The 24,160-nt window shown below is 62.5% G+C and carries 27 protein-coding genes; 13 read left to right on the top strand and 14 right to left on the bottom strand.

What is annotated here, in order from left to right:
- Window positions 1-127: 127 nt before the first annotated feature.
- On the bottom strand, window positions 128-709 hold the full coding sequence (orn, locus tag AC1RNN_RS02340; RefSeq protein WP_493086323.1) for an oligoribonuclease: 582 nt from the start codon (window positions 707-709) through the stop codon (window positions 128-130).
- A 36-nt stretch (window positions 710-745) separates the two neighbouring features.
- Between orn and AC1RNN_RS02335 the strand changes: the two genes are divergently transcribed.
- Both AC1RNN_RS02335 and rsgA read left to right on the top strand, forming a co-directional pair.
- On the top strand, window positions 746-2,032 hold the full coding sequence (locus AC1RNN_RS02335; RefSeq protein WP_493086325.1) for a M48 family metallopeptidase: 1,287 nt from the start codon (window positions 746-748) through the stop codon (window positions 2,030-2,032).
- Between the two features lie 4 nt (window positions 2,033-2,036).
- Window positions 2,037-2,963, top strand: a complete 927-nt coding sequence (gene rsgA, locus AC1RNN_RS02330; RefSeq protein ID WP_493086327.1) for a ribosome small subunit-dependent GTPase A — start codon at window positions 2,037-2,039, stop codon at window positions 2,961-2,963.
- Between the two features lies 1 nt (window position 2,964).
- Here the strand turns inward: rsgA and AC1RNN_RS02325 are convergent, their stop codons facing one another.
- From AC1RNN_RS02325 to rpsP, 6 genes are all read right to left on the bottom strand, one after another.
- Window positions 2,965-3,885, bottom strand: a complete 921-nt coding sequence (locus AC1RNN_RS02325) for a CobD/CbiB family protein (protein WP_493086329.1) — start codon at window positions 3,883-3,885, stop codon at window positions 2,965-2,967.
- Between the two features lie 13 nt (window positions 3,886-3,898).
- The gene (locus tag AC1RNN_RS02320; RefSeq protein WP_493086331.1) at window positions 3,899-4,576 is read right to left on the bottom strand and encodes a CoA pyrophosphatase; all 678 of its coding nucleotides are present in this window, start codon (window positions 4,574-4,576) and stop codon (window positions 3,899-3,901) included.
- 112 nt (window positions 4,577-4,688) lie between these two features.
- The gene (gene rplS, locus AC1RNN_RS02315; RefSeq protein WP_493086333.1) at window positions 4,689-5,060 is read right to left on the bottom strand and encodes a 50S ribosomal protein L19; all 372 of its coding nucleotides are present in this window, start codon (window positions 5,058-5,060) and stop codon (window positions 4,689-4,691) included.
- Between the two features lie 113 nt (window positions 5,061-5,173).
- Window positions 5,174-5,923, bottom strand: coding sequence for a tRNA (guanosine(37)-N1)-methyltransferase TrmD (trmD, locus tag AC1RNN_RS02310; protein WP_493086335.1), 750 nt, complete (start codon window positions 5,921-5,923; stop codon window positions 5,174-5,176).
- 15 nt (window positions 5,924-5,938) lie between these two features.
- Window positions 5,939-6,502 (bottom strand): ribosome maturation factor RimM, encoded by a 564-nt coding sequence (gene rimM / locus AC1RNN_RS02305; RefSeq protein ID WP_493086337.1) that lies wholly within the window; start codon window positions 6,500-6,502, stop codon window positions 5,939-5,941.
- Window positions 6,503-6,554: 52 nt separating this feature from the next.
- On the bottom strand, window positions 6,555-6,806 hold the full coding sequence (gene rpsP / locus AC1RNN_RS02300; RefSeq protein WP_310341612.1) for a 30S ribosomal protein S16: 252 nt from the start codon (window positions 6,804-6,806) through the stop codon (window positions 6,555-6,557).
- A 119-nt stretch (window positions 6,807-6,925) separates the two neighbouring features.
- Here rpsP and AC1RNN_RS02295 point away from each other — a divergent pair, with 119 nt between their 5' ends.
- Together AC1RNN_RS02295 and AC1RNN_RS02290 are read left to right on the top strand one after the other, a co-directional pair.
- The gene (locus AC1RNN_RS02295; protein WP_493086339.1) at window positions 6,926-7,459 is read left to right on the top strand and encodes a GNAT family N-acetyltransferase; all 534 of its coding nucleotides are present in this window, start codon (window positions 6,926-6,928) and stop codon (window positions 7,457-7,459) included.
- Entirely contained in the window at window positions 7,456-7,929 is a 474-nt protein-coding gene (locus tag AC1RNN_RS02290) for a TM2 domain-containing protein (protein ID WP_493086341.1), read from the top strand. The genes AC1RNN_RS02295 and AC1RNN_RS02290 overlap by 4 nt, the downstream gene beginning before the upstream one ends.
- On the opposite strand, the gene AC1RNN_RS02285 is transcribed toward AC1RNN_RS02290, so the two are convergent.
- The 7 genes from AC1RNN_RS02285 to AC1RNN_RS02255 form a co-directional block, all read right to left on the bottom strand.
- Entirely contained in the window at window positions 7,910-8,920 is a 1,011-nt protein-coding gene (locus tag AC1RNN_RS02285) for an inorganic phosphate transporter (protein ID WP_493086343.1), read from the bottom strand. The genes AC1RNN_RS02290 and AC1RNN_RS02285 overlap by 20 nt on opposite strands.
- 21 nt (window positions 8,921-8,941) lie before the next feature.
- Window positions 8,942-9,589, bottom strand: coding sequence for a DUF47 domain-containing protein (locus tag AC1RNN_RS02280; protein WP_493086345.1), 648 nt, complete (start codon window positions 9,587-9,589; stop codon window positions 8,942-8,944).
- Window positions 9,590-9,679: 90 nt separating this feature from the next.
- The gene (locus AC1RNN_RS02275) at window positions 9,680-10,048 is read right to left on the bottom strand and encodes a DMT family protein (protein ID WP_493086347.1); all 369 of its coding nucleotides are present in this window, start codon (window positions 10,046-10,048) and stop codon (window positions 9,680-9,682) included.
- 64 nt (window positions 10,049-10,112) lie between these two features.
- Window positions 10,113-12,704 (bottom strand): bifunctional aconitate hydratase 2/2-methylisocitrate dehydratase, encoded by a 2,592-nt coding sequence (gene acnB / locus AC1RNN_RS02270; RefSeq protein WP_493086348.1) that lies wholly within the window; start codon window positions 12,702-12,704, stop codon window positions 10,113-10,115.
- A gap of 65 nt (window positions 12,705-12,769) precedes the next feature.
- The gene (locus AC1RNN_RS02265) at window positions 12,770-13,324 is read right to left on the bottom strand and encodes a hypothetical protein (RefSeq protein ID WP_493086350.1); all 555 of its coding nucleotides are present in this window, start codon (window positions 13,322-13,324) and stop codon (window positions 12,770-12,772) included.
- A gap of 14 nt (window positions 13,325-13,338) precedes the next feature.
- A complete protein-coding gene (locus AC1RNN_RS02260; RefSeq protein ID WP_493086352.1) occupies window positions 13,339-14,385 on the bottom strand; it encodes an HpcH/HpaI aldolase/citrate lyase family protein in 1,047 nt (348 codons plus the stop codon).
- Between the two features lie 14 nt (window positions 14,386-14,399).
- Complete coding sequence (locus AC1RNN_RS02255) at window positions 14,400-15,389, bottom strand: malate dehydrogenase (RefSeq protein ID WP_493086354.1); 990 nt, start codon at window positions 15,387-15,389, stop codon at window positions 14,400-14,402.
- 185 nt (window positions 15,390-15,574) lie between these two features.
- On the opposite strand from AC1RNN_RS02255, the gene AC1RNN_RS02250 reads away from it, so the two are divergent.
- The 9 genes from AC1RNN_RS02250 (at window position 15,575) to leuC (ending at window position 24,148) form a co-directional block, all read left to right on the top strand.
- Window positions 15,575-16,381 carry a GntR family transcriptional regulator gene (locus AC1RNN_RS02250; RefSeq protein WP_493086355.1) on the top strand — a complete coding sequence of 269 codons (807 nt, stop codon included), beginning with the start codon at window positions 15,575-15,577 and terminating at the stop codon, window positions 16,379-16,381.
- A 104-nt stretch (window positions 16,382-16,485) separates the two neighbouring features.
- On the top strand, window positions 16,486-16,929 hold the full coding sequence (sdhC, locus tag AC1RNN_RS02245; RefSeq protein ID WP_493086357.1) for a succinate dehydrogenase, cytochrome b556 subunit: 444 nt from the start codon (window positions 16,486-16,488) through the stop codon (window positions 16,927-16,929).
- Window positions 16,930-16,949: 20 nt separating this feature from the next.
- Window positions 16,950-17,315 (top strand): succinate dehydrogenase, hydrophobic membrane anchor protein, encoded by a 366-nt coding sequence (sdhD, locus tag AC1RNN_RS02240; protein ID WP_493086358.1) that lies wholly within the window; start codon window positions 16,950-16,952, stop codon window positions 17,313-17,315.
- Window positions 17,316-17,341: 26 nt separating this feature from the next.
- Window positions 17,342-19,138, top strand: a complete 1,797-nt coding sequence (gene sdhA / locus AC1RNN_RS02235; protein ID WP_493086360.1) for a succinate dehydrogenase flavoprotein subunit — start codon at window positions 17,342-17,344, stop codon at window positions 19,136-19,138.
- Between the two features lie 30 nt (window positions 19,139-19,168).
- Entirely contained in the window at window positions 19,169-19,873 is a 705-nt protein-coding gene (locus AC1RNN_RS02230; protein ID WP_493086362.1) for a succinate dehydrogenase iron-sulfur subunit, read from the top strand.
- Between the two features lie 20 nt (window positions 19,874-19,893).
- Window positions 19,894-20,172, top strand: coding sequence for an FAD assembly factor SdhE (locus AC1RNN_RS02225; RefSeq protein WP_493086364.1), 279 nt, complete (start codon window positions 19,894-19,896; stop codon window positions 20,170-20,172).
- 10 nt (window positions 20,173-20,182) lie between these two features.
- The gene (locus AC1RNN_RS02220; RefSeq protein ID WP_493086365.1) at window positions 20,183-21,493 is read left to right on the top strand and encodes a citrate synthase; all 1,311 of its coding nucleotides are present in this window, start codon (window positions 20,183-20,185) and stop codon (window positions 21,491-21,493) included.
- A 238-nt stretch (window positions 21,494-21,731) separates the two neighbouring features.
- On the top strand, window positions 21,732-22,664 hold the full coding sequence (locus tag AC1RNN_RS02215) for a LysR family transcriptional regulator (RefSeq protein WP_493086366.1): 933 nt from the start codon (window positions 21,732-21,734) through the stop codon (window positions 22,662-22,664).
- A 26-nt stretch (window positions 22,665-22,690) separates the two neighbouring features.
- On the top strand, window positions 22,691-24,148 hold the full coding sequence (gene leuC / locus AC1RNN_RS02210; RefSeq protein ID WP_493086368.1) for a 3-isopropylmalate dehydratase large subunit: 1,458 nt from the start codon (window positions 22,691-22,693) through the stop codon (window positions 24,146-24,148).
- The last annotated feature ends 12 nt before the right edge of the window (window positions 24,149-24,160 follow it).

Raw genomic sequence — 24,160 nt, 5'->3', positions numbered from 1 at the left:
CAGTGCTGGGGGCGTATATCGCTTGAAAAAGCGAGCCCGGTGAATGAAGGGAGATGTACAAAATCGCTGGCCGCCACATGGCGTTACCTGCGAAGCCCTCAATTATGACACGAATTCGGGTTTCTACCTAATCCAATTTCAAAAAGTGGGCGCGGTAGTGTGCCAGCTCGTCGATGGACTCGTGCACATCGGCCAGCGCCGTGTGCTTTTGCTGCTTCTTGAACGACTCGGCCACACCCGGTTTCCAGCGCTTGGCCAGTTCCTTGAGCGTACTGACGTCCAGGTTGCGGTAGTGGAAGAAGGCTTCGAGCTTGGGCATGTACTTCACGAGGAAGCGGCGGTCCTGGCCAATGCTGTTGCCACACATGGGCGAGCCGTTGGCGGGCACGTACTGGCTCAAGAAGGCGATCAACGCCGCTTCGGCTTCGGCTTCAGTCGTCGTGGACGCCTTGACCTTGTCGATCAGCCCGCTCTTGCCATGCGTGCCCTTGTTCCAGGCGTCCATCTTGTCGAGCTGGGCGTCGGTCTGGTGGATCACGAAGACCGGGCCTTCGATGCGGTTGCCCAGATGCGGGTCGGTCACGATGACGGCGATCTCGATGAGGCGGTCATCCTCAGGGTTAAGCCCCGTCATCTCGCAGTCCAGCCAGACCAGGTTTTTGTCGGATTTTGCCAATGCGGGCGCAGCGGGGGTGTTGGATTCAGCCATGCCGCCATTGTCGCCGATGGCCTACACTCTCGCGCCATGACCGATGCCGCTTTCGTGCTCTCCCCTTCCCTGCTGATGACGGCTGCCTTTGCGCTCACCCTCGTCGCCAGCGTGCTGCTCAAGCTTTGGCTCTCCACACGCCAGATCCGCCACGTGGCGCAACACCGCCATGCCGTGCCCGCCGCCTTTACCGAACAGATCAGCCTGGAGGCCCACCAGAAGGCGGCCGACTACGCCGTCGCCCAGGGCCGCCTGGGCCTACTGGAGCTGGCCTTCGGCACGGCCGTGCTGCTGGGCTGGACGCTGCTGGGCGGCCTGTCCTGGCTGGACCAACTGCTGCTGCAATGGCTCACGCCCGGCGTCTGGCAACAGGTGGCGCTGCTGGTCGCCTTTGTCGTCATCGGCTCGGTGCTGGACCTGCCCTTCACGCTGTACCGCACCTTTGTGCTGGAGCAACGCTTTGGCTTCAACAAGACCACGCCGGCGCTGTGGCTGCAGGACCTGCTCAAGTCCATCCTGGTGGGCGCCCTGCTGGGCCTGCCGCTGGCAGCCCTGGTGCTGTGGATGATGGGCGCCACCGGCAGCTACTGGTGGCTGTGGACTTGGGCCGTATGGATGGGCTTCAACCTGCTCATGATGCTGGTCTACCCGACCTGGATCGCGCCGCTGTTCAACCAGTTCAAGCCGCTGGACGATGCCCAACTCAAGGACCGCGTGAGCGCCCTGATGGCGCGCTGCGGTTTCACCTCCAAAGGCTTTTACGTGATGGATGGCAGCCGCCGCAGCGCCCATGCGAATGCCTACTTCACCGGCTTTGGCGCGAGCAAACGCGTAGTCTTCTACGACACACTTCTGGCCCAGCTAAGCCCGGCAGAGGTAGACGCAGTGTTGGCCCACGAGCTGGGCCACTTCAAGCACAAGCACATTGCCAAGCGCATGGTCAGTCTGTTTGCCCTGAGCCTGCTGGGCTTTGCGCTGCTGGGCTGGCTCAGCCAGCAGGTCTGGTTCTACACCGGCCTGGGCGTGATGCCCAGCATGACGGGCGCCAACGACGCCCTGGCCCTGCTGCTGTTCATGATGGTGCTGCCGCTGCCGGGCGCCTTTGTGGGACCGCTGTTCTCGCAACTGTCCAGAAAGCATGAGTTTGAAGCCGACGCTTACGCCGTGGCCCAGACCAGTGGCGCCGACCTGTCCTCAGCCCTGCTCAAGCTCTATAAGGACAATGCATCCACTCTCACGCCCGACCCGATCTACGTGAAGTTCTACTACTCGCACCCTCCCGCCACCGAACGCTTGGGCCGCATGTTGACCGTTGGAGCCTGAGCCCTTGGACAAAGCGTTGCAACCCGGACTCGTGGTCGCAGGCCACGGCCGCCACGTCTGGGTGGAAACACCCGACGGCCACCGCCTGATCTGCCACCCGCGCGGCAAGAAAAGCCAGACCGTAGTGGGCGACCAAGTGCTATGGCAGGCCAGCCAGGACGAGGGCACGATTGAGAAAGTGCAGCCCCGGCGCAATCTGTTCTACCGCCAGGATGAGATCCGCACCAAGTCCTTCGCGGCGAATCTGGACCAGGTGCTCATCCTCATCGCCGCAGAGCCAGAGTTTTCGGAAAGCCAGCTCAGCCGCGCCCTGATCGCTGCCGAGGCCGAGAAAATCCGCCCCGTCATTGCGCTCAACAAGAGTGATCTGACCGAGCCCTTTGGCCGCGCCTGGGAGCGCATGGGCGTGTACCGCGCCATGGGCTATGCGGTGGTGCCACTCGCACTCAAACCAAAAGCTGAGGACGTGGTCGCCACCGACCTGGATGTGCTCATGCCCCTGATGCAGGGTAAGACCACGCTGGTGCTGGGCCCCTCGGGTTCGGGCAAGAGCACGCTGATCAACCGCCTCATCCCCGAGGCCCAGGTGCTCACCAATGAAATCTCCACTGCGCTGAACTCGGGCAAGCACACCACCACGAGCACGAGTCTGTACTGGGTGGACGCGGCCAAAACCACGGCAGTGATCGATTCACCAGGGTTCCAGGAATTCGGCCTCAACCACATTGACCCCATGCACCTGGCCAGCCTCATGCCCGACATCCGCGCCCACGCACAGGACTGCAAGTTCTACAACTGCAGCCATCTGCACGAGCCAGGCTGCGGGGTCATATCGACGGCAAAATTGGGCTCCAGCCCCCATGGAATAAGCGCAAACCGCTACAAAATATATAGCGACCTGTTTGAAGAGCTATCACAGCGCCGCTACTAGGCTAGCCAATCAAGCGCGCCACGGAAAGTAGCGCGAGGAATACCATCCACATCACGACAGTGCGCCAGACCAGCCCCACCACGGCACGCAAGTGGGCTGGTTCGGGCATCTGACCACTGGCCGCCGGGTCGTTCTCGCCCAAGCGCACATTGACGGCGCCGGCTGTAGCGGCCAGCACTACACCGTCATTGTCCAGCGGGTGGATCGCCTCGTGGCGGCGCCAGCTGTCCACGGCCTCCTCAAAGCTGCCCACAAAGGCAAAGCTCAGCGCGGTCACGCGCGCGGGTAGCCAGTCGATGACCGCCCACGCGTGCTGGGCTCGGCTGCGCACAGCGTCGCTCACAGGTGCAGCCTCGGGCCGGGGTGTGCGTTTGGCAAACACCGCCACATACTCGCTGACGCGGTAGAACACCGCGCCGGCTGGGCCTAGGCCCAGCGCGGTCAATAGCGAGTACCAGGCAAACACGCCAAACACATGGCGGTGCGCGCTCAGCACTGAGTGCTCGATCACATGGCGCACCACGTCACTGCGCGGCAGGTCACTGGTGTCTATGCGCATCCATTGCGCCAGCGCTGTGCGCGCGGCGGCTTCGTCGCCCGCGTGCAGCGCATCACGCACCAGCGTGAAGTGGTGGCTGAACTGGCGAAAGCCCAGCGTCGCGTAGAGGATGGCCACGTTCCACAGCACCGCCGCCGCCCAACCGAGCTGCCACACCAGCAACCAGTGCACGGCCAACACCAGCAGGCTGGGCACCAGCACCGCCAGCGACCAGGTCAGCCAGCCATGGCGGGGCTTGCCGGCGTCGAAATTGCGCACCACCCAACGCACCCAGTTGCGCACCAGGTTGTGCACAGGGTTTATCTGCGGCAGGGGCTTAGCCTGCTCCAACAGCAGCGCCAGAAGAATGGAGATAAAACTCATGCGGCAATCATAATCAGTGCGCTGACAGAAAGCGGTAGAGGTTGCGCAGCATGCCCGCGGTGGCGCCCCAGATGAAGTGTTCCTGTTGCCCATCGTGAAAGGGCATGGACAGCCACTCGCGCGTGTGGCCCTCCCACTGCACCTGGTGGCGGCGGTGGTGGGCCGGGTCCATGAGGAAATGCAGCGGCACCTCGAATACCTGCGCCACCTCGTGCGGGTTGGCCTCGATTTGCATGCCGGGCTGCACCAGCGCCACCACCGGCGTCACCACAAAGGCGCTGCCGGTCGTGTAAGTGGGCAAACTACCCAGCACCTCCACATAGTCGCGCTCTAAACCAACTTCTTCCTGAGCCTCACGCAAAGCGGTGTCCACTGCATCCATATCCTCAGGATCGGCCTTGCCACCGGGAAAGGCCACCTGGCCTGAATGGCTAGAGAGGTGGCTGGTACGGTGCGTCAGCAACACGGTCAGCACCTCACGCATCACCAGCGGCACCAGCACCGAGGCCTGGGTCGGCGCGCGGCTGGAGAAGGCGGGCTCAGTGCGCAGCTCGGGCTTCCATCGCGGCGGTGCGGCAAAGCGCTGGCGCAAGGCTTGGGCCTCCAGGGTCGCCTGTGGCACGGCGGGCAGATGTCCATCCGTACCCGTCACGGGTACCTGGCGCGGGTCAAAGAGGGGGGGATTGCTCACAGTGTTGGCGATCAGAAAAACCGTGACAGCGTAGCCCAAAACGCGGGCCCATGAAAAAAGCCGCCTCAGGCAGATGCTGGGGCGGCTTTCTTGCGAAAAACAGGGCGTTGGATTACGCGGCTGTTTTCTTTGCGGGCAGCTTTTCCTTGATACGTGCCGACTTGCCGCTGCGGTCACGCAGGTAGTACAGCTTGGCACGGCGCACGTCACCACGGCGCTTGACTTCGATGCTGGCGATCAGAGGGCTGTAGGTCTGGAACGTACGTTCCACGCCTTCGCCACTGGAGATCTTGCGCACGATGAAGCCGCTGTTGAGTCCACGGTTACGCTTGGCAATCACCACGCCTTCGTAGGCCTGCACGCGCTTGCGGTTGCCTTCAACGACGTTGACGTTCACCACCACGGTGTCGCCCGGAGCGAACTCGGGGATGGTCTTGCCCAGACGAGCAATTTCTTCTTGCTCAAGAGTTTGGATCAGGTTCATGATTTCCTTCGTGATCATGCAAGCGCCGGCACCGGAATTGGCGCCAACCAAGGGCTTCACGAGAAGCTTGGCCTGGCCAGGCAGAGGATCGGTTAGCCCGCCATTATAGCAGGCTAGGCCTTGCCAGCCAAATACTGCTCATCGCGCTTGTCGAGCAGCCCCAGACTGCGCGCGGCCTGCAGCAGGTCGGGACGGTGCTGTGCGGTCAGCGCCAGGCGCTGCTCGCGCCGCCAGCGCTGAATGTTTTCATGATGCCCCGACAGCAGCACTTCAGGCACGCCCTCTCCAGCCCAGGTCTCGGGGCGCGTGTAGTGCGGGCAGTCCAGCAGGCCGTCCAGCGCGGGGTTGAAACTGTCCTGGTGGTGGCTGTCGGCGTCAGACAGCACGCCGGGTTGCAGGCGCGCCACGGAGTCCAGCAGCGCCATGGCGGCCAGTTCGCCGCCCGAGAGGATGAAGTCACCCAGGCTGATCTGCACGTCCACATAGCGGTCGATGAAACGCTGATCCAACCCCTCATAGCGGCCACAGAGCAGGATGGCACCCTGGCTGGCCGACCAGCGCTCGACCGCTGCATGGGTGAGCGCTTGGCCTATGGGGGAGAACAGGACGACGGGGGCGTCTGGGTCGGGGCGACGTGAGCGCACGGCCAGCACGGCCTGTTCCAGCGGCTCGGCCATCATGACCATTCCAGGGCCACCGCCAAAGGGGCGGTCGTCGACGCGGCGATAGTTGCCGCTGGCAAAGTCACGCGGGTTGGTGAGCTGCACTTCGACCTGGCCGGACTCATAGGCGCGACGCGTGATGCCCACCTTTAGAAAGGGTTCGAACAGTTCGGGGAACAGCGTGATGACGTCAAAGCGCATGGACGCCAAATCTTTCTAGTAGTCAGCTTGCCAGTCCACGCGGATGCTTTTGCCCGCCACATCCACGGAGTCGACATAGGCCGAGACAAAGGGAATCATGCGTTCCTTCGTCTTACCCTCTTCCTCGTATTCGAGCACCAGCACGGTCTGCGGGCCGGTGGACATGAGCTCACGCACCGTACCCAGCAGCTGGTCTTCGCGGTTGCGCACAGCCAGACCCAACAGGTCTACCCAGTAGTACTCGCCTTCGGCGGCGGCGGGGAAGCTGGCACGGGAGACAAAGATGCGCGCGCCGCGCAAGGCCTCGGCGGCGTTACGATCGGCCACGCCAGTGGCGCAGGCGACGATGGAGTCGGAATGTTCCTTGGCTTCCTTGATGGAAAGCGACGCTGTTCCGGCAAAGGTTTTCGCACCTTTTTCAGAGGGCTGCAGAAACCAGCGCTTGGAAGCAAACAGCGCCTCGGGCGAGGCGCTGTAGGGCAGGACTTTGAACCAGCCCTTGATACCCCATGCATCCGCGATGCGCCCGACCTCTATGGCGTCCTCTGGCAATTCAGCAACGTCAAGACCGGGCAGCATGGTATGCAAGAGAAGCCGGGGTCGCGGGCAATCCGCCACTCCGGCTAGGCCATTAAGCGGCCTTCTTGGCGGCTTGGTTGATCAGGCGTTCCACGGTGGGGGAAGCCTGGGCGCCAACGCCCTTCCAGTAGGTCAGGCGATCCTGCGCAATGCGGATGCTTTCTTCGTTGGCAGTAGCGATGGGGTTGTAGAACCCGATGCGCTCGATGAAGCGGCCGTCACGACGGGTGCGCTTGTCGGCCACAACAATATTGAAAAACGGGCGTGCTTTTGCACCACCGCGAGCGAGTCGAATGACGACCATGATTTATCCTTTGGGTGACTGAAATCAATTCAGCCAAGAAATTCAGCGTTGAGACACGCAACTGGCCACCCGGCCAGTGACACGCTAAATAGCCTTCCATTATAACGTTTTCCGCTCCAATGACAAAAATTCGTCCCAGCACAGACGCAGACCTCCCCGCCATCACCGCGATTTACACCCACCACGTGCTGCACGGCACCGGAACTTTCGAGATCACGCCCCCCACCGAAGCCGATATGGCGACCCGCCGCGCCGATGTAGTGTCCAAGAACCTGCCCTATCTGGTGCTGGAAGACGACTCCGGCGTGCTGGGCTTTGCCTATTGCAACTGGTTCAAGCCGCGCCCGGCCTACCGTTTCTCGGCCGAGGACTCCATTTACCTGGCACCCAGCGCAGCCGGCCGCGGCCTGGGGCGCCTGCTGATGCAGGAGCTCATGGCCCAAGCCGAACGCGTGGGCGTGCGCAAGCTTATCGCCGTGATCGGCGACTCGGGCAACAAGGGCTCCATCGGCGTGCACCGGAGCTGCGGCTTCCAGCAGGTCGGCGTGCTCGCCTCCTGCGGCTGGAAGTTCGAGCGCTGGCTCGATGTGGTGCTCATGGAGTGTGCCATCGGCGCAGGCAACAGCACGCCAGCGACGGACGTCACAGCATGAAGAACAAGACGCTGGCGGTCTGGCTCACGCTGGTGCTAGGCCCACTGGGCCTGCATCGGCGCTACCTGCTAGGCCGCTTTGATGCGCTCGCCCTGGCTCTACCCATCCCCACGATGCTGGGTTTCTACGGTGTGTTGCGCGCGCTCAGCCTGGGTGTGGACGATATGCTGAGCTGGGTGTTGATGCCTCTGCTGGGCTTTACGCTGGCGGGCTGTGCACTCACGGCCATTGTCTACGGACTCATGCCAGCAGAGCGCTGGAACCAGCGCTTCAACCCCGGCGCGCCCGCTGAAGCCCAGGCAGGCGCGAGCAACTGGCTCACGGTGCTGGGCCTGGGTACAGCGCTGATGCTGGGCACCACGATGCTGATGGCCAGCCTGGCCTTCAGCATTCAGCACTATTTCGAGTACCAAGTGGAACAGGCGCGCAGCCTGTCCCAATCCATCCCGCTCAGAAAATCTGGAGGCTGACCCAATAGGCAATGGCGGCCACAAAAGCGGCCGCCGGAATGGTCAGCACCCAGGCCCAGACGATATTGCCCGCCACGCCCCAGCGCACTGCGCTGGCGCGCTGTGTGGAGCCCACGCCGACGATGGCGCCGGTGATGGTGTGGGTGGTGGAAACCGGCACGCCCAAGGCAGTGGCAATGAACAGGGTCATGGCCCCACCAGTTTCGGCACAGAAGCCGCCCACGGGCTTGAGTTTGGTGATCTTCTGGCCCATGGTCTTGACGATACGCCAGCCGCCAAACATGGTGCCCGCGCCAATGGCCATGTAGCAGGAGACGATGGTCCAGGTCGGGGGCGCGGTTTCGCTGGCAGACACATAACCAGTCGCGATCAGCAGCATCCAGATGATGCCGATGGTCTTTTGAGCGTCATTGCCGCCGTGGCCCAGGCTGTAGGCACCGGCCGAGAGCAACTGCAAGCGACGGAACCATTTGTCCACGCGCGAGGGCCGGGTACGGCGGAACAGCCAGGCCACGATAACCATCATCACCGAACCCAGCGTAAAGCCCAGTAGTGGCGAGACGAAGATGAAGGCCACGGTCTTGAGAATACCGGCCGAAACCAGAGCACTGGCACCGGCCTTGGCAATCACCGCACCCACGATGCCGCCAATCAGGGCGTGCGAGGAGCTGCTCGGAATGCCGTAGAACCAGGTGATGACGTTCCAGGTAATAGCACCCACCAGTGCACCAAATACCACATGCACATCCACCACACCGGGCTGAACGATGCCCTTGCCCACGGTGGCGGCCACGCTGAGGTGGAAGATGAAGATGGCAATGAAGTTGAAGAAGGCCGCAAAAATGACAGCCTGACCGGGCTTGAGCACCCCGGTGGAAACCACCGTGGCGATCGAGTTGGCGGCGTCATGAAAGCCATTCATGAAGTCGAACAGCAGTGCCAGCGCCACCAGCACCACCACCACCCACAGGGCTGCCTGTACGTGTTCCATATCCTGCTACCCGCGCGCTGATCAGGAGTTCTCGAGGATGATGCCCTCGATCACATTGGCCACGTCTTCGCACTTGTCGGTAATGGTTTCGAGCAACTCGTAGATGGCCTTGAGCTTGATAACTTCGCGCACATCGGGCTCCTCACGGAACAGCTTGCTCATGGCGGTGCGCATCACGCGGTCGGCATCGGACTCGAGCTTGTCGATTTCTTCGCAGGTCTTGAGTGCAGCTTCGGCGGTGTGCTGGTCGGCGATATTGCCCAGCAGCTTGACGGCGTCGCGCAGGCGTTCGCAGCAGCGTACGCTCAGATCGGTCAGGCGGGAGATTTCTTCCGTCATGTGGCGCACGTCGTAGAGCGCCATGGTTTCGGCCGAGTCCTGGATCAGGTCGGCCACGTCGTCCATGGTGTTGATCAAGGAGTGAATCTGCTCACGGTCGATGGGCGTGATGAAGGTGATGTGGATGGCCTTGTTGCACTCGTGGGTGACACGGTCGGCGGCGCGCTCGGCATCGTCCACTTCCTGGTTGTACTTGGCGCGAAGATCCAGGTCGTTGTAATTGGCCACCAACTTGGAGAAGGCCTGGGCCGCCTCGACGATGCGGTCTGCATGCTGGTTGAACATCTCGAAAAAATTGCCTTCACGGGGCAACAACTTACCAAACAGCATGGCGGGCTCCTAACGAAAATATGACAGTCGTATGACAGTTTTGAACTGCGCGGAGTGTAACCGCCCGTTATCGGACGGTAATTCCGGTCATCAGGGGCTGCGGAAAATAAAGTACACCGCCCCCACCATGCACAGGCCTGCCCAGACGAAATCCATCTTGAAGGGCTGCTTGAGGTAGACCATGGCAAAGGGCAGGAACACGGTCAGCGTGATCACCTCCTGGATGATTTTGAGCTGCGCCACCGAGAAGCCGGCCTGCTGAAAGCCGATGCGGTTGGCCGGCACCTGCAGCAGGTACTCGAACAAGGCAATGCCCCAGCTGATGAGGGCGGCGGTATACCAGGGCACGGTGGCCAGGCTCTTGAGGTGGCCGTACCAGGCAAAGGTCATGAACACATTGCTGGCGACCAGCAGCAGAATGGTCTGCCAGGACAGGGGGATGGACGAGAGAAAAGTCATGCCCGGATTATCCGGGCATAAAAAAAGCGGCCCGCAGGCCGCTCTCCATGTCCGAGGACGGAACTCAGGCAGTCACGCCCTTGGCCACGTCCGCGTACTCCTCGATCTGGTCGAAGTTCATGTACTTGTAGATCGATGCACCATCCTTGTTCACCACGCCCATAGCTTCGTGGTATTCGGCCACGGTGGGGATCTTGCCCAGCTTGGACGCGATGGCCGCCAGCTCGGCCGAGCCCAGGAACACATTGGTGTTCTTGCCCAGACGGTTGGGGAAGTTGCGGGTCGAGGTGGAGATCACCGTCGCACCTTCGCGCACCTGGGCCTGGTTGCCCATGCACAGCGAACAGCCCGGCATTTCCGTACGCGCACCGGCGGTACCGAATGCGGCGTAATGGCCTTCCTTGATCAGCTCGCTCTCGTCCATCTTGGTGGGCGGTGCCACCCAGAGCTTGACAGGGATGTCGCGCTGGCCGCCCAGCAGCTTGGCTGCGGCGCGGAAGTGACCGATGTTGGTCATGCACGAACCGATGAAGGCTTCGTCAATCTTGGTGCCAGCGACTTCGGACATGAACTTGGCGTCATCCGGGTCGTTGGGGCAGCAGACGATGGGCTCCTTGATATCGGCCAGATCGATCTCGATCACGGCAGCGTACTCGGCGTCCTTGTCGGCTTCGAGCAGTTCGGGCTTGGCCAGCCAGGCTTCGACCTTCTCGATACGGCGAGCCAGCGTCTTGGCGTCGGCGTAACCGTCTGCAATCATGTTCTTCATCAGAACGATGTTGGAAGTCAGGTACTCCTTGATCGGCTCGGGGTTGAGCTTGATCGTGCAACCGGCGGCAGAGCGCTCCGCCGAGGCGTCGGACAGCTCGAACGCTTGCTCGACCTTGAGGTCTGGCAGACCTTCGATTTCCAGAATGCGGCCCGAGAAGGCGTTGATCTTGCCGGCCTTGGCCACCGTCAGCAGGCCCTGCTTGATGGCGTACAGGGGGATGGCGTGCACCAGGTCACGCAGCGTCACGCCGGGCTGCATTTCACCCTTGAAGCGCACCAGGATGGATTCGGGCATGTCCAGCGGCATCACGCCCGTAGCAGCGCCGAAGGCCACCAGACCGGAGCCTGCGGGGAAGGAGATACCGATGGGGAAGCGCGTGTGACTGTCGCCGCCAGTACCCACGGTGTCAGGCAGCAGCAGGCGGTTGAGCCAGCTGTGGATCACACCGTCACCGGGACGCAGAGCCACGCCACCGCGGTTGCTGATGAAGGCAGGCAGTTCGCGGTGCGTCTTCACGTCCACGGGCTTGGGGTAGGCCGCAGTGTGGCAGAAGGACTGCATCACCATGTCAGCGCTGAAACCCAGGCAGGCCAGATCCTTCAGTTCGTCGCGCGTCATCGGACCGGTGGTGTCTTGCGAGCCCACAGTGGTCATCTTGGGTTCGCAGTAGGTACCGGGGCGCACGCCCTGGCCTTCGGGCAAACCGACGGCACGGCCGACCATCTTCTGCGCCAGCGTGAAGCCGGCCTTGCTTGCGGCGGGCGCCGTGGGCAAGCGGAACACGGTGGACGCAGCCAGGCCCAGGAACTCACGCGCCTTGCTGGTAAGCGAGCGGCCAATGATCAGGTTGATACGGCCGCCGGCACGCACTTCGTCGAACAGCACATCGCTCTTGAGTTGGAACTCCGCCACCGTGGCGCCGTTCTTGACGATCTTGCCGTCGTAGGGCAGCACGTCGATCACATCGCCCATTTCGAGCTTGGACACGTCCACTTCGATGGGCAGGGAACCGGAGTCTTCCTGCGTGTTGAAGAAGATGGGGGCAATCTTGCCGCCCAGGGTCACGCCACCAAAGCGCTTGTTGGGCACAAAGGGGATGTCCTGGCCAGTGGCCCAGACGATGCTGTTGGTGGCCGACTTGCGCGAAGAACCAGTGCCCACCACGTCGCCCACGTAGGCGACCAGATGGCCCTTCTTCTTCAGGTCGTCGATGAACTGCATGGGGCCGCGCTTGCCATCTTCCTCGGGCTTGAACGCCGCGTCAGGACGGGTGTTCTTGAGCATGGCCAGGTAGTGCAGCGGGATGTCGGGACGGCTCCAGGCATCGGGCGCGGGCGACAGGTCATCGGTATTGGTTTCACCGGGCACCTTGAACACGGTGACAGTGATCTTCTTCTCGACTTCGGGGCGGCTGGTGAACCACTCGGCATCGGCCCAGCTTTGCATCACGTCCTTGGCATGGGCGTTGCCAGCCTTGGCCTTGTCGGCCACATCATTGAAGAAGTCGAACATCAGCAGCGTCTTCTTCAGCGCAGCAGCGGCCACACCGGCCACTTCGGCGTCATCGAGCAGCTCGATCAGGGGGTGTACGTTGTAGCCACCCACCATAGTGCCCAGCAGTTCGGTCGCCTTGGCCTTGGAGATCAGGCCGACCGCGATATCACCATGGGCCACAGCCGCCAGGAAGCTGGCCTTGACCTTGGCGGCGTCATCCACGCCCGGGGGCACGCGATGCGTCAGCAGGTCCAGCAGGAACGCGTCTTCGCCGGCGGGCGGGTTCTTGATCAGTTCGATCAGCGCGGCCACCTGCTTGGCGTCCAGGGGCAGCGGGGGGATGCCCAACGCGGCGCGTTCGGCCACATGGTCTCGGTAGGCTTGCAACATCATCTTCTCCTTCAATAACAATCAAATGCCGCGCAAAGCCTCATGGAATATGCGCGACTAGCTCTTTAATTTGTAGCAGCCACGGTCGCAGCCACAGGGGGTGTGGCAACCACCGGGGCAGGCGCCGGGGTCGGCAAGGGTTCAAGCAAATGCGGTGCCGGGTTGCGCGCTAGGTTGTCTGCCACCACCACCTGGTCAGCGTTCATGCAGGCATCGGCCAAGCGACGGCCCTGCTTCTGGTCCAACAGCATGGATTTGTTGGCAAGTTGCAGCCAGGTGGCGCCGCCCGCTGCGTCTTCCAGGCGAATGGCACCCGTGCTGGTCGGCACCGGCGCCATGCGGAATTTCTGCTTGCCCAGCTCCAGCACAAAGTAGCCCGGCGCCGTGGGGTGGGCGGAAACCAGCACATGTGCACCCAGCTCGCAGGGCACTTGACCCAGCACCACGCGTTGGGCCAGAGCCAAGTGCGCGTCCGACAGGGGCAACGGGGCTTCTTCGACCGGAGCCACCACAGGCGCAAGACGCGCCTTGGAGGCCTTGACGCCCTTGGACGGGGTCTGCGCCTGCGCGGCCAAGCACACACAAGCTGCCGAGAATCCGATGACCAATGGCTTCCACATACGGTGCTCCTGCATCAATGCACGGTTGGAGAAAAATACGGCGCTGCCGAGGGCGGCAACGCACGGCCGGTCTGGTGCGCACGCTCCAGGACCTGCCAGAAATAGCGGTAGCTGGCGCGGTCATGCAAGCGCCCTTCTACCGAAATGGGCGCCCACTCCTGCCGCTGCGCTTCCTGCACGATGTGCGCAGCCAAGGCCACTTCCTGCGCCTCGGGCGCCATAGCTTCAAGGATGGGACGGATCTGGTCGGGATGGATGCTCCACATGCGGGTGTAGCCCAACGCGCGGGACGCTGTGCGCGCCGCGCGCTGCAGGGCTGCCGTATCCTTGAACTCGGTCACCACGCAATGCGAAGGCACCTTGCCGAAGGCATGGCAGGCACTGGCAATCTCGGTCTTGGCGCGCAGCACCAGCGGGTGGTGAAACTGGTCCAGCGTGCTGATGTCACCAGCAGCACACACACCCATGGCCGAAGCGGGGATCGCCCCGCCATGCGCCGAGACAAAGTCCATCAGGCCAAAGCTCAGCGACTGCACGCGCGGGTGTGCCGCAATCGCAAAGGCCTGTTGCACCGCAGCCGGAGATTCAATGAGCACATGCAGGGGAACCGGAGCGACGCCAGCGGGGGTTGCAGCATCCATGGCAGCAACGGCGCGCTGCACATCGGCTAGCGACTCCACCTTCGGGAGCATCACGTAGCTCAAGGCACCAGCGGCTTGGCCCAGCAGCAGTTCCACATCCTGCGCAAAGGCCAGATGGTCCGCCGCGTGCACGCGCACGCCAACACGGCGGTGCAAGCCTTTTGCTATTAATTCAGGAGCTTTTTGCGCAGTATTGGCGAGGGCTGCGACCATATTTGCATGGTCCAGCTCTCCGCCCACAGGGGCACCATCCTCGCAGTCCAGGGTCACGTCAAAAACGCAAGCCCCGAACTCCTGAGTCATCTCGGCCTGCAGTTGTAGGCTCTTGACCATCCGCGCCTCCACGCCGCTGTAGTGGTCGCAGACAGGCAACAAACCTGCCGCGCCCTGGGCGCCTAGGAGTACGTCGCGCGGATGCATGGCCCCTTCGCTTTTTACTTCAGCAGGTGGGCAACACCAGCCTGCTCGTCTTGCAGTTCTTTCAGCGTGATGTTGATGCGCTCTTGCGAGAACGCGTCCACTTCCAGGCCTTCGACCAGCTTGTATTCGCCGCCTTCGCAGGTCACGGCAAAGCCGAACATGGTGTCCTTGGGGATGCCGTACTGGCCATCCGAAGGAATACCCATGGTGACCCACTTGCCGTTGGTGCCCAGGGCCCAGTCGCGCATGTGGTCAATGGCCGCGTTGGCGGCGGAAGCAGCGGAGGACACGCCGCGTGCAGCGATGATGGCCGCGCCGCGCTTGCCCACGGTGGGCAGGAAGGTATCCTTGTTCCAGACTTCGTCGTTGATCAGGGTCTTGACGCTCTGACCGTTGACGGTGGCGAAGCGGTAGTCGGCGTACATGGTGGGCGAGTGGTTGCCCCACACGGTCATCTTCTCAATGTCTGCCACGGCCTTGCCGGTCTTGGCAGCCAGCTGGCTCAGGGCGCGGTTGTGGTCCAGACGCAGCATGGCGGTGAAGTTCTTGCGCGGCAGATCGGGTGCGCTCTTCATGGCGATGTAGGCGTTGGTGTTGGCAGGGTTACCCACCACCAGCACCTTCACGTTGCGGCTGGCCACGGCGTTGAGCGCCTTGCCTTGGGCAGTGAAGATTTCGGCGTTGACGGCCAGCAGTTCGGCACGCTCCATGCCGGGGCCGCGGGGGCGAGAGCCAATCAGCAGTGCGTAGTCCACGTCCTTGAACGCCGCCATGGGGTCGCTGTGCGCTTCGATGCCCACCAGCAGGGGGAATGCGCAGTCTTGCAGCTCCATGATCACGCCTTGCAGTGCTTGCTGGGCTTTTTCCACGGGAACTTCGAGCAGGCTCAGCACCACGGGCTGGTCCTTGCCCAGCATTTCGCCGGAAGCGATGCGGAACAGAATGGCGTAACCGATTTGGCCAGCAGCGCCGGTAACGGCAACGCGGACGGGTTTCTTGCTCATGGTAAAAACTCCAGGAAGGTTGTGAAAGCGGCGAGAGAGGAGCACAAACGGGCATTTCCGCTGCGCTGCAAAACGACTTGGAGTTTACTCTCGAATCCCGCGCCGCGTCAATTTGTCTTATGTCTTATATAAGATATGATTGCACCAGTTTTCATTACCAATCCGACGCGCACTCCGCCCACGCCATGGCTGCCCACACCCCCTCCTCCAGCGACACCACCGCAGCTGCGGACGTGGACTCTGGCGCGGCCAGCAGCCCCAGCGTCACGCCAGCCTTCAGTCCGCTTTACCAGCAGATCAAGGTACTGATGCTGCAGAGCCTGCAAAGCGGCGAATGGAAGCCCAGCGCAGCCATTCCCAGCGAACAGGAACTCGCAGGCCGCTTCAAGGTCAGCCAAGGTACGGTCCGCAAGGCGATTGACGAACTCGCCGCCGAGAATCTGCTGGTTCGCCGCCAAGGCAAGGGCACCTTTGTGGCCACCCATGCCGAGCGCCATGTGCAGTACCGCTTTCTGCGCCTCTTCCCCGACAGCGGCACGCCCAAGAGCGAGGGCCCGGCCCAACGCCAGATCATCGACTGCAAGCGCCTGCGCGCCACCGCCGACGTGGCCCGCGCGCTCGCACTGCGCCCGGCTGATGCCGTGCTGCAGGTGCGCCGCGTGCTGTCCTTCGCCGGCGTGCCCACCATTCTTGAAGACCTGTGGCTCCCCGGCGCGCCTTTCAAAGGCCTGACGGCCGAGCGCCTGGCCGAGTACAGCGGCCCCATGTACGCGCTGTTTGAAACCGAGTTCGGCGTGCGCATGGTGCGTGCCGAAGAAAAGATCCGCGCCGTGCTGCCCGATACCGAGCAATGCGTGCTGCTGAACACGCCGCCGCAGACGCCGTTGCTCAGCGTGGAACGCACTGCCTACACATACAACGACACGCCCATGGAACTGCGCCGCGGCCTGTACCTGACCGATACACACTACTATCGAAATGAGCTAAATTGATCAACTTGCCCGCGCAAGACCAATGTCAGATTGGTGCGGTGCAATAGAATTTTGGCTGGCTGCGCCAAAATTACAAACCAGTTACCAAAAGAGAAAGCCCATCCATGACTGAGCTCGCCCAAGCTAGCAAACGCCCTCGGCCTGAATTCCGCAACATCAACGCCCTCAAGGACCTGCCCACCTACCGTCTGCCCCCGGCCGGCTGGGTGTCCATCCTGCACCGCATCAGCGGCGCCATCATGTTCATCCTGATGCCTTTCATTATCTGGATGTTCGACACCTCCGTATCCTCGGAAATCTCATTTGCAAAGTTCGCCAGCTCATTCAATGCTGGTGTGGGCTTCGTGCCCGGCTGGTTCTTCAAGCTGGTGGCACTGGCCATCATCTGGGCCTATTTGCACCACTTCATTGCCGGCGTGCGCCACCTCTGGATGGACATCAACCACGCCGTCAGCAAAGAGTTCGGCCGCTCGTCCGCCATCGTCACGCTGAGCCTGGGCACCGCCCTCACGCTGGTGCTGGCTGCCAAGCTGTTTGGCCTGTACTAAACAAGAAAAAGGAAATCAAAATGGCAGTGAATTACGGTTCCAAGCGTGTCGTCGTTGGCGCGCACTATGGTCTGCGCGACTGGCTGGCCCAACGCGTGACCGCCGTGCTGATGGCTTTGTTCACCCTGGTGGTGCTGGCCCAGGTGATCTTCTCCAAAGGCCCCATTGGCTATGACAAATGGGCTGGCATTTTTTCCTCGCAATGGATGAAGGTCCTGACCTTCTCGGTCATCGTCGCCATGCTCTACCACGTGTGGGTGGGCGTGCGTGACATCTGGATGGACTACGTCAAGCCCGTCTCCGTCCGCCTGTCCCTGCAGGTGTTCTCCATTGTCTGGCTGGTCGGCTGCGCCGGCTGGGCCATCCAGGTCCTGTGGCGTCTCTGATCCCACCCAACGAACAAACTCTCACCATGTCCTACCCTGTTTCCAAACGCAAATTCGACGTTGTCATCGTCGGCGCCGGTGGCTCCGGCATGCGCGCCTCGCTGCAACTGGCCCGCGCCGGCCTCAATGTGGCCGTGCTCTCCAAAGTCTTCCCCACCCGCTCCCACACCGTGGCAGCCCAAGGCGGCGTGTCTGCCTCGCTGGGCAACATGAGCGAAGACAGCTGGGAATTCCACTTCTACGACACCGTCAAGGGCTCCGACTGGCTCGGCGACCAGGACGCCATCGAGTTCATGTGCCGTGAAGCCCCCAAGGTCGTGTACGACCTGGAACACATGGGCATGCCCTTTGACCGCAACGCGGACGGCACCATTTACCAGCGCCCCTTTGGCGGCCACACTGCCAACTACGGTGAAAAACCCGTGCAACGTGCCTGCGCCGCAGCCGACCGTACCGGCCATGCCATGCTGCACACGCTGTACCAGGCCAACGTCTCGGCCAAGACCAGCTTCTTCGTCGAATGGATGGCGCTGGACCTGATCCGTGACGACGAAGGTGATGTGGTCGGCGTGACCGCCCTCGAAATGGAAACCGGCGACCTCTACACCCTGGAAGCCAAGACCGTGCTGCTGGCCACTGGCGGCGCCGGCCGTATCTTCCAGTCCTCTACCAATGCCTTCATCAACACTGGTGATGGCCTGGGCATGGCCGCACGCGCCGGCATCCCGCTGCAGGACATGGAGTTCTGGCAGTTCCACCCCACGGGCGTGGCCGGCGCTGGCGTGCTGCTGACCGAAGGCTGCCGCGGCGAAGGCGCCATCTTGCTCAACAGCAATGGCGAGCGCTTCATGGAGCGCTATGCACCCACGCTGAAGGACTTGGCACCGCGTGACTTCGTGTCCCGCTGCATGGGCCAGGAAATCCTCGAAGGCCGCGGCTGCGGCCCGAACAAGGATTACATCCACATGAAGCTGGACCACCTGGGCGCCGACACCATCCGCAAGCGCCTGCCCTCGGTGGAAGAAATCGGCCACAACTTCGCCAACGTCGACATCACCAAGGAACCCATCCCTGTGGTGCCCACCATCCACTACCAGATGGGCGGCATCCCGACCAACATCAATGGCCAGGTGGTGCAACAGGTCAACGGCCAGGACAAGCCCATCAACGGTCTGTACGCCGTGGGTGAATGCTCCTGCGTGTCGGTGCACGGCGCCAACCGCCTGGGTACCAACTCCCTGCTGGACTTGCTGGTCTTCGGCAAGGCCGCCGGTGACCACATCATCGCCAACGTCAAGCCGGGGGCGGCCCACAAGCCCCTGCCCGCTGACGCAGCTGCGGCCACCATCGCACGTTTGGAACGCCTGGACAACCAGAAGGACGGCGAGTACTGCCAGGACGTGGCCAACGACATGCGCGCCATCATGCAGGCCCACGCCGGCGTGTTCCGCAGCCAGGAAACCATGAACGAAGGCGTGGCGAAGATCAACGCCCTGCGCGAGCGCGTGGGCAAGATTGGCCTGAAGGACAACTCCAAGGTTTTCAACACCGCCCGCATCGAAGCGCTGGAAGTTGAAAACCTGATGGAAGCCGCCCAGGCCACCATGACCAGTGCCGCCGCCCGCACCGAATGCCGTGGCGCCCACCTGGTGCGTGACTACGAACACGATGTGAACCACCCCACCTGCCCGCTGGGCCGCAACGATGCCGAGTGGATGAAGCACACCCTCTGGTACAGCGAAGGCAACAACCTGGCTTACAAGCCGGTGCGCATGAAGCCGCTCACGGCCGAAACCGTGCCACCCAAGCCCCGCACTTTCTGATCGATAGCGAGAGACCCAAGGAATCCGAACATGGCAAAACGCACTTTCTCCATCTACCGCTACGATCCGGACAAGGACGCCAAGCCCTATATGCAGACCATCGAGGTCGAACTCGACGGCTCCGAGCGCATGCTGCTGGACGCGCTGGTCAAGCTCAAGGCCGTGGACCCCACGCTGTCCTACCGCCGCTCCTGCCGTGAAGGCGTGTGCGGCTCCGACGCGATGAACATCAACGGCAAGAACGGCCTGGCCTGCCTGACCAACCTCAAGACCCTGAAGGACCCCATCGTCCTCAAGCCGCTGCCCGGCCTGCCCGTGGTGCGCGACCTGATCGTGGACATGACGGACTTCTTCAAGCAGTACCACTCGATCAAGCCCTACCTGATCAGCGACACCCCCGCGCCCGAGCGCGAGCGTCTGCAGAGCCCCGAAGAGCGCGAAGAGCTCAACGGCCTCTACGAGTGCATTCTGTGCGCGAGCTGCTCCACCTCCTGCCCCAGCTTCTGGTGGAACCCCGACAAGTTCGTCGGCCCCGCCGGTCTGCTGCAGGCCTACCGCTTCATTGCCGACAGCCGCGATGACGCCACCTCACAGCGCCTGGACAACTTGGAAGACCCCTACCGCCTGTTCCGCTGCCACACCATCATGAACTGCGTCGATGTCTGTCCCAAGGGGCTGAACCCCACCAAGGCTATCGGCAAGATCAAGGAAATGATGGTGCTGCGCACCGTCTGAACGAGCGAAAGAGCAGGAGCATGAGCGAGGCGCTGATCGACGAACGTAGCATGAGCAAGCTGCAGTGGCGTTGCCGCCGCGGCCTGCTGGAAAACGACCTGTTCATCCAGCGTTTCTTCCAGCGTTTCAGCGCCAGTCTGACCATGCGTCAGGCGGACGCACTGACCGCACTCATGAACCTGAGCGACAACGATCTGCTGGACTTGCATCTGGCGCGCAAGTCGCTGGCCCAGGTGGACGCGACGCTGGACCATGCGGACGTGCATGAAGTTTTGAAAATGTTGAGAGACCCTCTCTGAAAGGTGAAAGATGAAACTAGCTGACAACAAAGCCACCCTGTCGTTCAGTAACGGCAGTCCCAGCGTTGAGCTGCCGGTGTACCACGGCAATGTGGGCCCGGACGTCGTGGACATCCGCAAGCTCTACGCACAAACCGGCATGTTCACCTACGACCCGGGTTTCCTCTCCACCGCTTCCTGCCAGTCCGCCATCACCTATATCGACGGCGACAAGGGCGAGCTGCTGTACCGCGGCTACCCCATCGAGCAACTCGCCACCAACTGCGACTTCCTGGAAACCTGCCACCTGCTGCTGTACGGTGAGCTGCCCAACGCCGCCCAAAAGGTGGACTTCACTTCGCGCGTGACTAACCACACCATGGTCAACGAGCAGATGCAATTTTTCCTGCGCGGCTTCCGCCGTGACGCCCACCCCATGGCCGTGCTGACCGGTCTGGTGGGTGCTCTGTCGGCCTTCTACCACGACAGCACCGATATCAATAACCCCGAGCACCGCGACATTTCGGCCATCCGCCTGATCGCCAAGCTGCCCACGCTGGTCGCCATGGCCTACAAGTACGGTGTCGGCCAGCCCTTCATGTACCCCAAGAATGATCTGAGCTACGCAGGCAACTTCCTGCGCATGATGTTCGGTACGCCCTGCGAAGAGTACAAGGTCAACCCCGTGCTGGAACGCGCGCTGGATCGCATCTTCATCCTGCACGCTGACCACGAGCAAAACGCCTCCACCTCCACCGTGCGTCTGTGCGGCTCCTCCGGTACCAACCCCTTCGCCGCCATCTCGGCTGGCGTGGCCTGCCTCTGGGGCCCTGCCCACGGCGGCGCCAACGAAGCCTGCCTGAACATGCTGGAAGAAATCCAGGCCATGGGCGGCGTGGCCAAGGTCGGCGAGTTCATGGAAAAGGTCAAGGACAAGTCCTCCGGCGTCAAGCTTATGGGCTTTGGCCACCGCGTCTACAAGAACTACGATCCCCGCGCCAAGCTCATGCAAGAGACTTGCAACGAAGTTCTGGCCGAACTGGGCCTGGAAAACGACCCCCTGTTCAAGCTCGCCAAGTCGCTCGAAAAGATTGCTCTGGAAGACGACTACTTCGTGCAGCGCAAGCTCTACCCCAACGTGGACTTCTACTCTGGCATCGTCCAGCGCGCCATGGGCATCCCGGTAAACCTGTTCACCGGCATCTTCGCCCTGGCCCGTACCGTGGGCTGGATCGCCCAGCTGAACGAAATGATTGGTGACCCCGAGTACAAGATCGGCCGTCCCCGTCAGCTGTTCACCGGCTCGGTCAAGCGCGACGTCAAGCCCATCGGCCAACGTTGATTCGCTGCGGCCGCACGGGCCGCCAAGCGCCAAAGCCCCGCACTCGTCAAGAGTCCGGGGCTTTTTTCATACCAAATAACCATCCAGCCCCGGTGGAAAGTGCGCAAGCAGCTACTTTTTTCATAGCAAGCACCTCTTGGCATGAATCGAGGTCAGTCATCGCAAAGCACGATGTCAAAACCATCAAATAGGTAGGAAAATAGCGAACGCAATCGCAAAATGCGATGGCCTTCGCCCCATGCTGCCCTCCACCCCCAACCTCGCCCGCCGCCTCGATCTGAGCTCCCTGCAGCTCTTCGTGGCCGTCTGCGAGCTCGGCAGCATCGGCAAGGCGGCCCAGCGTGAATTCATCGCTCCCTCGGCCCTGAGCAAACGCCTCAGCGACCTCGAAGCCACCCTGGGCAGCGCTCTGCTGCACCGGCATTCCCGCGGCGTGCACCTCACCCCAGCCGGACAAAACCTGCTGCACCACGCGCGCAGCGTGCTGTTCAGCCTGGAGCGCATGCAGGCCGAACTCAGCGAATATGCCGACGGCCAGCGTGGCCAAGTGCGCATGCATGCCAGCATCTCGGCCACAGTGCAGTTCCTGCCTGAAGACCTTGGAGCATTCATCCGCACCCACCAGGGCATCAAGATCGACCTGGAAGAACACCTCAGCAGCGAAGTGATCCGCGCGGTGCAAGAGGGCGCGGCAGACCTCGGCGTCTGCAACACGGCCGACGGCGTGGGCGAACTGCAAACCCGGCCCTACCGGCAAGACCAGCTGGTATTGGTGGTGCCCGCCGACCATGCACTGGCCGCCCAGACAACGGTGGCGTTTGAAGACACCCTGGCCTTTGACCACGTGGGCCTGCAGTCCAACAGCTCCATCTATGTGGCCATGCGCCAGGCCGCTGCCACGCTGGGACAGAACATTCGGCTGCGCATCCAGGTCTCGGGCCTGGACGCCATGGGCCGCATGATCCACAACGGGCTGGGGGTGGGCGTGATGCCGCTGCGCGCCTTCACCCTCATGCACAGCGCTGGCCCGCTGCGCGCAGTGGCGCTCAGCGACGCCTGGGCCAGCCGCCAGATCGAGCTGGTGGCGCGCGATTTCTCCACCCTGCCGCGCAGCGCGCGGCTTCTCGTAGACCACCTCGCCGCGATGGCCCCACAAGGGACCAAGGCCTAGAATTGAATTTCGGAAGGAAGACCCCCATGACCGCTGCAGCCCGCACGCTTTACGACAAACTCTGGGACGACCACGTCGTCCACACCGAAGAGGACGGCACCGCCATCCTCTATATCGACCGCCACCTGGTGCACGAAGTCACCAGTCCCCAGGCCTTTGAAGGCCTGCGCGAAGCGGGCCGCAAGGTCTGGCGCATCAGCTCCATCGTGGCCACCGCCGACCACAACACGCCCACCACCGGCTGGGAACAGGGCTACGACGGCATTGCCGACCCGATCAGTAAGGAACAGATCACCACGCTGGACACCAATATCAAGGAGTTCGGCTCGGCCGCCTTCTTCCCCTTCATGAGCAAGCGCCAGGGCATCGTGCACGTCATCGGGCCCGAAAACGGCGCCACGCTGCCCGGCATGACCGTGGTCTGCGGCGACAGCCACACCTCCACCCATGGCGCTTTTGGCGCGCTGGCCCATGGCATTGGCACCAGCGAGGTGGAGCATGTGATGGCCACACAAACGCTCTTGGCCAAGAAAGCCAAGAACATGCTGGTCAAGGTGGAAGGCACCGCGGCGAAGGGCATCACGGCCAAGGACATTGTGCTGGCCATCATCGGCAAGATCGGCACGGCCGGCGGCACCGGCTACACCATCGAGTTCGGTGGTTCGGCCATCCGCGCGCTCTCCATGGAAGGCCGCATGACGGTCTGTAACATGGCCATCGAAGCCGGCGCCCGCGCGGGCCTGGTGGCCGTGGACGAGAAAACCATCGACTACGTCAAGGGCCGCCCTCTGGCGCCCGGCTTTGATGCTGCCAACGCCGCAGCGGCAGCCGTGGAATGGGACCAGGCCGTCACCTTCTGGAAGACCCTGCACTCCGACGCTGGCGCCCATTTCGACGCCGTGGTGGAACTGGACGCGACCCAGATCGTGCCGCAAGTCACTTGGGGCACCTCGCCGGAGATGGTGCTGGGCATTGACGCCCGCGTGCCCGATCCCGACAAGGAAAAAGACGCCAACAAGCGCGGCGCGATTGAGCGCGCACTCACCTACATGGCACTGGAGCCCGGCAAGGCGCTGGACGATTTGTTCGTGGACAAGGTCTTCATCGGCTCCTGTACCAATAGCCGCATCGAAGACATGCGCGAAGCTGCCGCCGTGGTCAAAAACCTGGGGCAGAAAGTCGCCAAGAACATCAAGCTCGCCATGGTGGTACCCGGCTCCGGCCTGGTGAAGGAACAGGCCGAGCGCGAAGGCCTGCACGAAATCTTCAAGGCCGCCGGCTTTGAGTGGCGCGAGCCCGGCTGCTCCATGTGCCTGGCCATGAACGCCGACCGCCTGGAGCCCGGCGAACGCTGCGCCTCCACCAGCAACCGCAACTTCGAAGGCCGCCAGGGCGCCGGTGGCCGCACCCACCTGGTCAGCCCGGCCATGGCCGCTGCCGCCGCCATCCACGGCCACTTTGTCGATATCCGCAAGTTCTGTTAACCCACCACAACC

Source organism: Rhodoferax sp. GW822-FHT02D07 (genome assembly GCF_058802405.1).
Note: the sequence above shows the minus strand (reverse complement) of the source record. Positions and strands in the feature narration are given on the sequence as shown.

Coding starts and splice junctions, on each gene's coding strand:
- orn (WP_493086323.1), bottom strand. CDS start 709: ATGGCTGAATCCAACACCCCCGCTGCGCCCGCATTGGCAAAATCCGAC.
- AC1RNN_RS02335 (WP_493086325.1), top strand. CDS start 746: ATGACCGATGCCGCTTTCGTGCTCTCCCCTTCCCTGCTGATGACGGCT.
- AC1RNN_RS02325 (WP_493086329.1), bottom strand. CDS start 3,885: ATGAGTTTTATCTCCATTCTTCTGGCGCTGCTGTTGGAGCAGGCTAAG.
- rplS (WP_493086333.1), bottom strand. CDS start 5,060: ATGAACCTGATCCAAACTCTTGAGCAAGAAGAAATTGCTCGTCTGGGC.
- trmD (WP_493086335.1), bottom strand. CDS start 5,923: ATGCGCTTTGACGTCATCACGCTGTTCCCCGAACTGTTCGAACCCTTT.
- rimM (WP_493086337.1), bottom strand. CDS start 6,502: ATGCTGCCCGGTCTTGACGTTGCTGAATTGCCAGAGGACGCCATAGAG.
- rpsP (WP_310341612.1), bottom strand. CDS start 6,806: ATGGTCGTCATTCGACTCGCTCGCGGTGGTGCAAAAGCACGCCCGTTT.
- AC1RNN_RS02295 (WP_493086339.1), top strand. CDS start 6,926: ATGACAAAAATTCGTCCCAGCACAGACGCAGACCTCCCCGCCATCACC.
- AC1RNN_RS02290 (WP_493086341.1), top strand. CDS start 7,456: ATGAAGAACAAGACGCTGGCGGTCTGGCTCACGCTGGTGCTAGGCCCA.
- AC1RNN_RS02285 (WP_493086343.1), bottom strand. CDS start 8,920: ATGGAACACGTACAGGCAGCCCTGTGGGTGGTGGTGGTGCTGGTGGCG.
- AC1RNN_RS02280 (WP_493086345.1), bottom strand. CDS start 9,589: ATGCTGTTTGGTAAGTTGTTGCCCCGTGAAGGCAATTTTTTCGAGATG.
- AC1RNN_RS02275 (WP_493086347.1), bottom strand. CDS start 10,048: ATGACTTTTCTCTCGTCCATCCCCCTGTCCTGGCAGACCATTCTGCTG.
- acnB (WP_493086348.1), bottom strand. CDS start 12,704: ATGTTGCAAGCCTACCGAGACCATGTGGCCGAACGCGCCGCGTTGGGC.
- AC1RNN_RS02265 (WP_493086350.1), bottom strand. CDS start 13,324: ATGTGGAAGCCATTGGTCATCGGATTCTCGGCAGCTTGTGTGTGCTTG.
- AC1RNN_RS02260 (WP_493086352.1), bottom strand. CDS start 14,385: ATGCATCCGCGCGACGTACTCCTAGGCGCCCAGGGCGCGGCAGGTTTG.
- AC1RNN_RS02255 (WP_493086354.1), bottom strand. CDS start 15,389: ATGAGCAAGAAACCCGTCCGCGTTGCCGTTACCGGCGCTGCTGGCCAA.
- AC1RNN_RS02250 (WP_493086355.1), top strand. CDS start 15,575: ATGGCTGCCCACACCCCCTCCTCCAGCGACACCACCGCAGCTGCGGAC.
- sdhC (WP_493086357.1), top strand. CDS start 16,486: ATGACTGAGCTCGCCCAAGCTAGCAAACGCCCTCGGCCTGAATTCCGC.
- sdhD (WP_493086358.1), top strand. CDS start 16,950: ATGGCAGTGAATTACGGTTCCAAGCGTGTCGTCGTTGGCGCGCACTAT.
- sdhA (WP_493086360.1), top strand. CDS start 17,342: ATGTCCTACCCTGTTTCCAAACGCAAATTCGACGTTGTCATCGTCGGC.
- AC1RNN_RS02230 (WP_493086362.1), top strand. CDS start 19,169: ATGGCAAAACGCACTTTCTCCATCTACCGCTACGATCCGGACAAGGAC.
- AC1RNN_RS02225 (WP_493086364.1), top strand. CDS start 19,894: ATGAGCGAGGCGCTGATCGACGAACGTAGCATGAGCAAGCTGCAGTGG.
- AC1RNN_RS02220 (WP_493086365.1), top strand. CDS start 20,183: ATGAAACTAGCTGACAACAAAGCCACCCTGTCGTTCAGTAACGGCAGT.
- AC1RNN_RS02215 (WP_493086366.1), top strand. CDS start 21,732: ATGCTGCCCTCCACCCCCAACCTCGCCCGCCGCCTCGATCTGAGCTCC.
- leuC (WP_493086368.1), top strand. CDS start 22,691: ATGACCGCTGCAGCCCGCACGCTTTACGACAAACTCTGGGACGACCAC.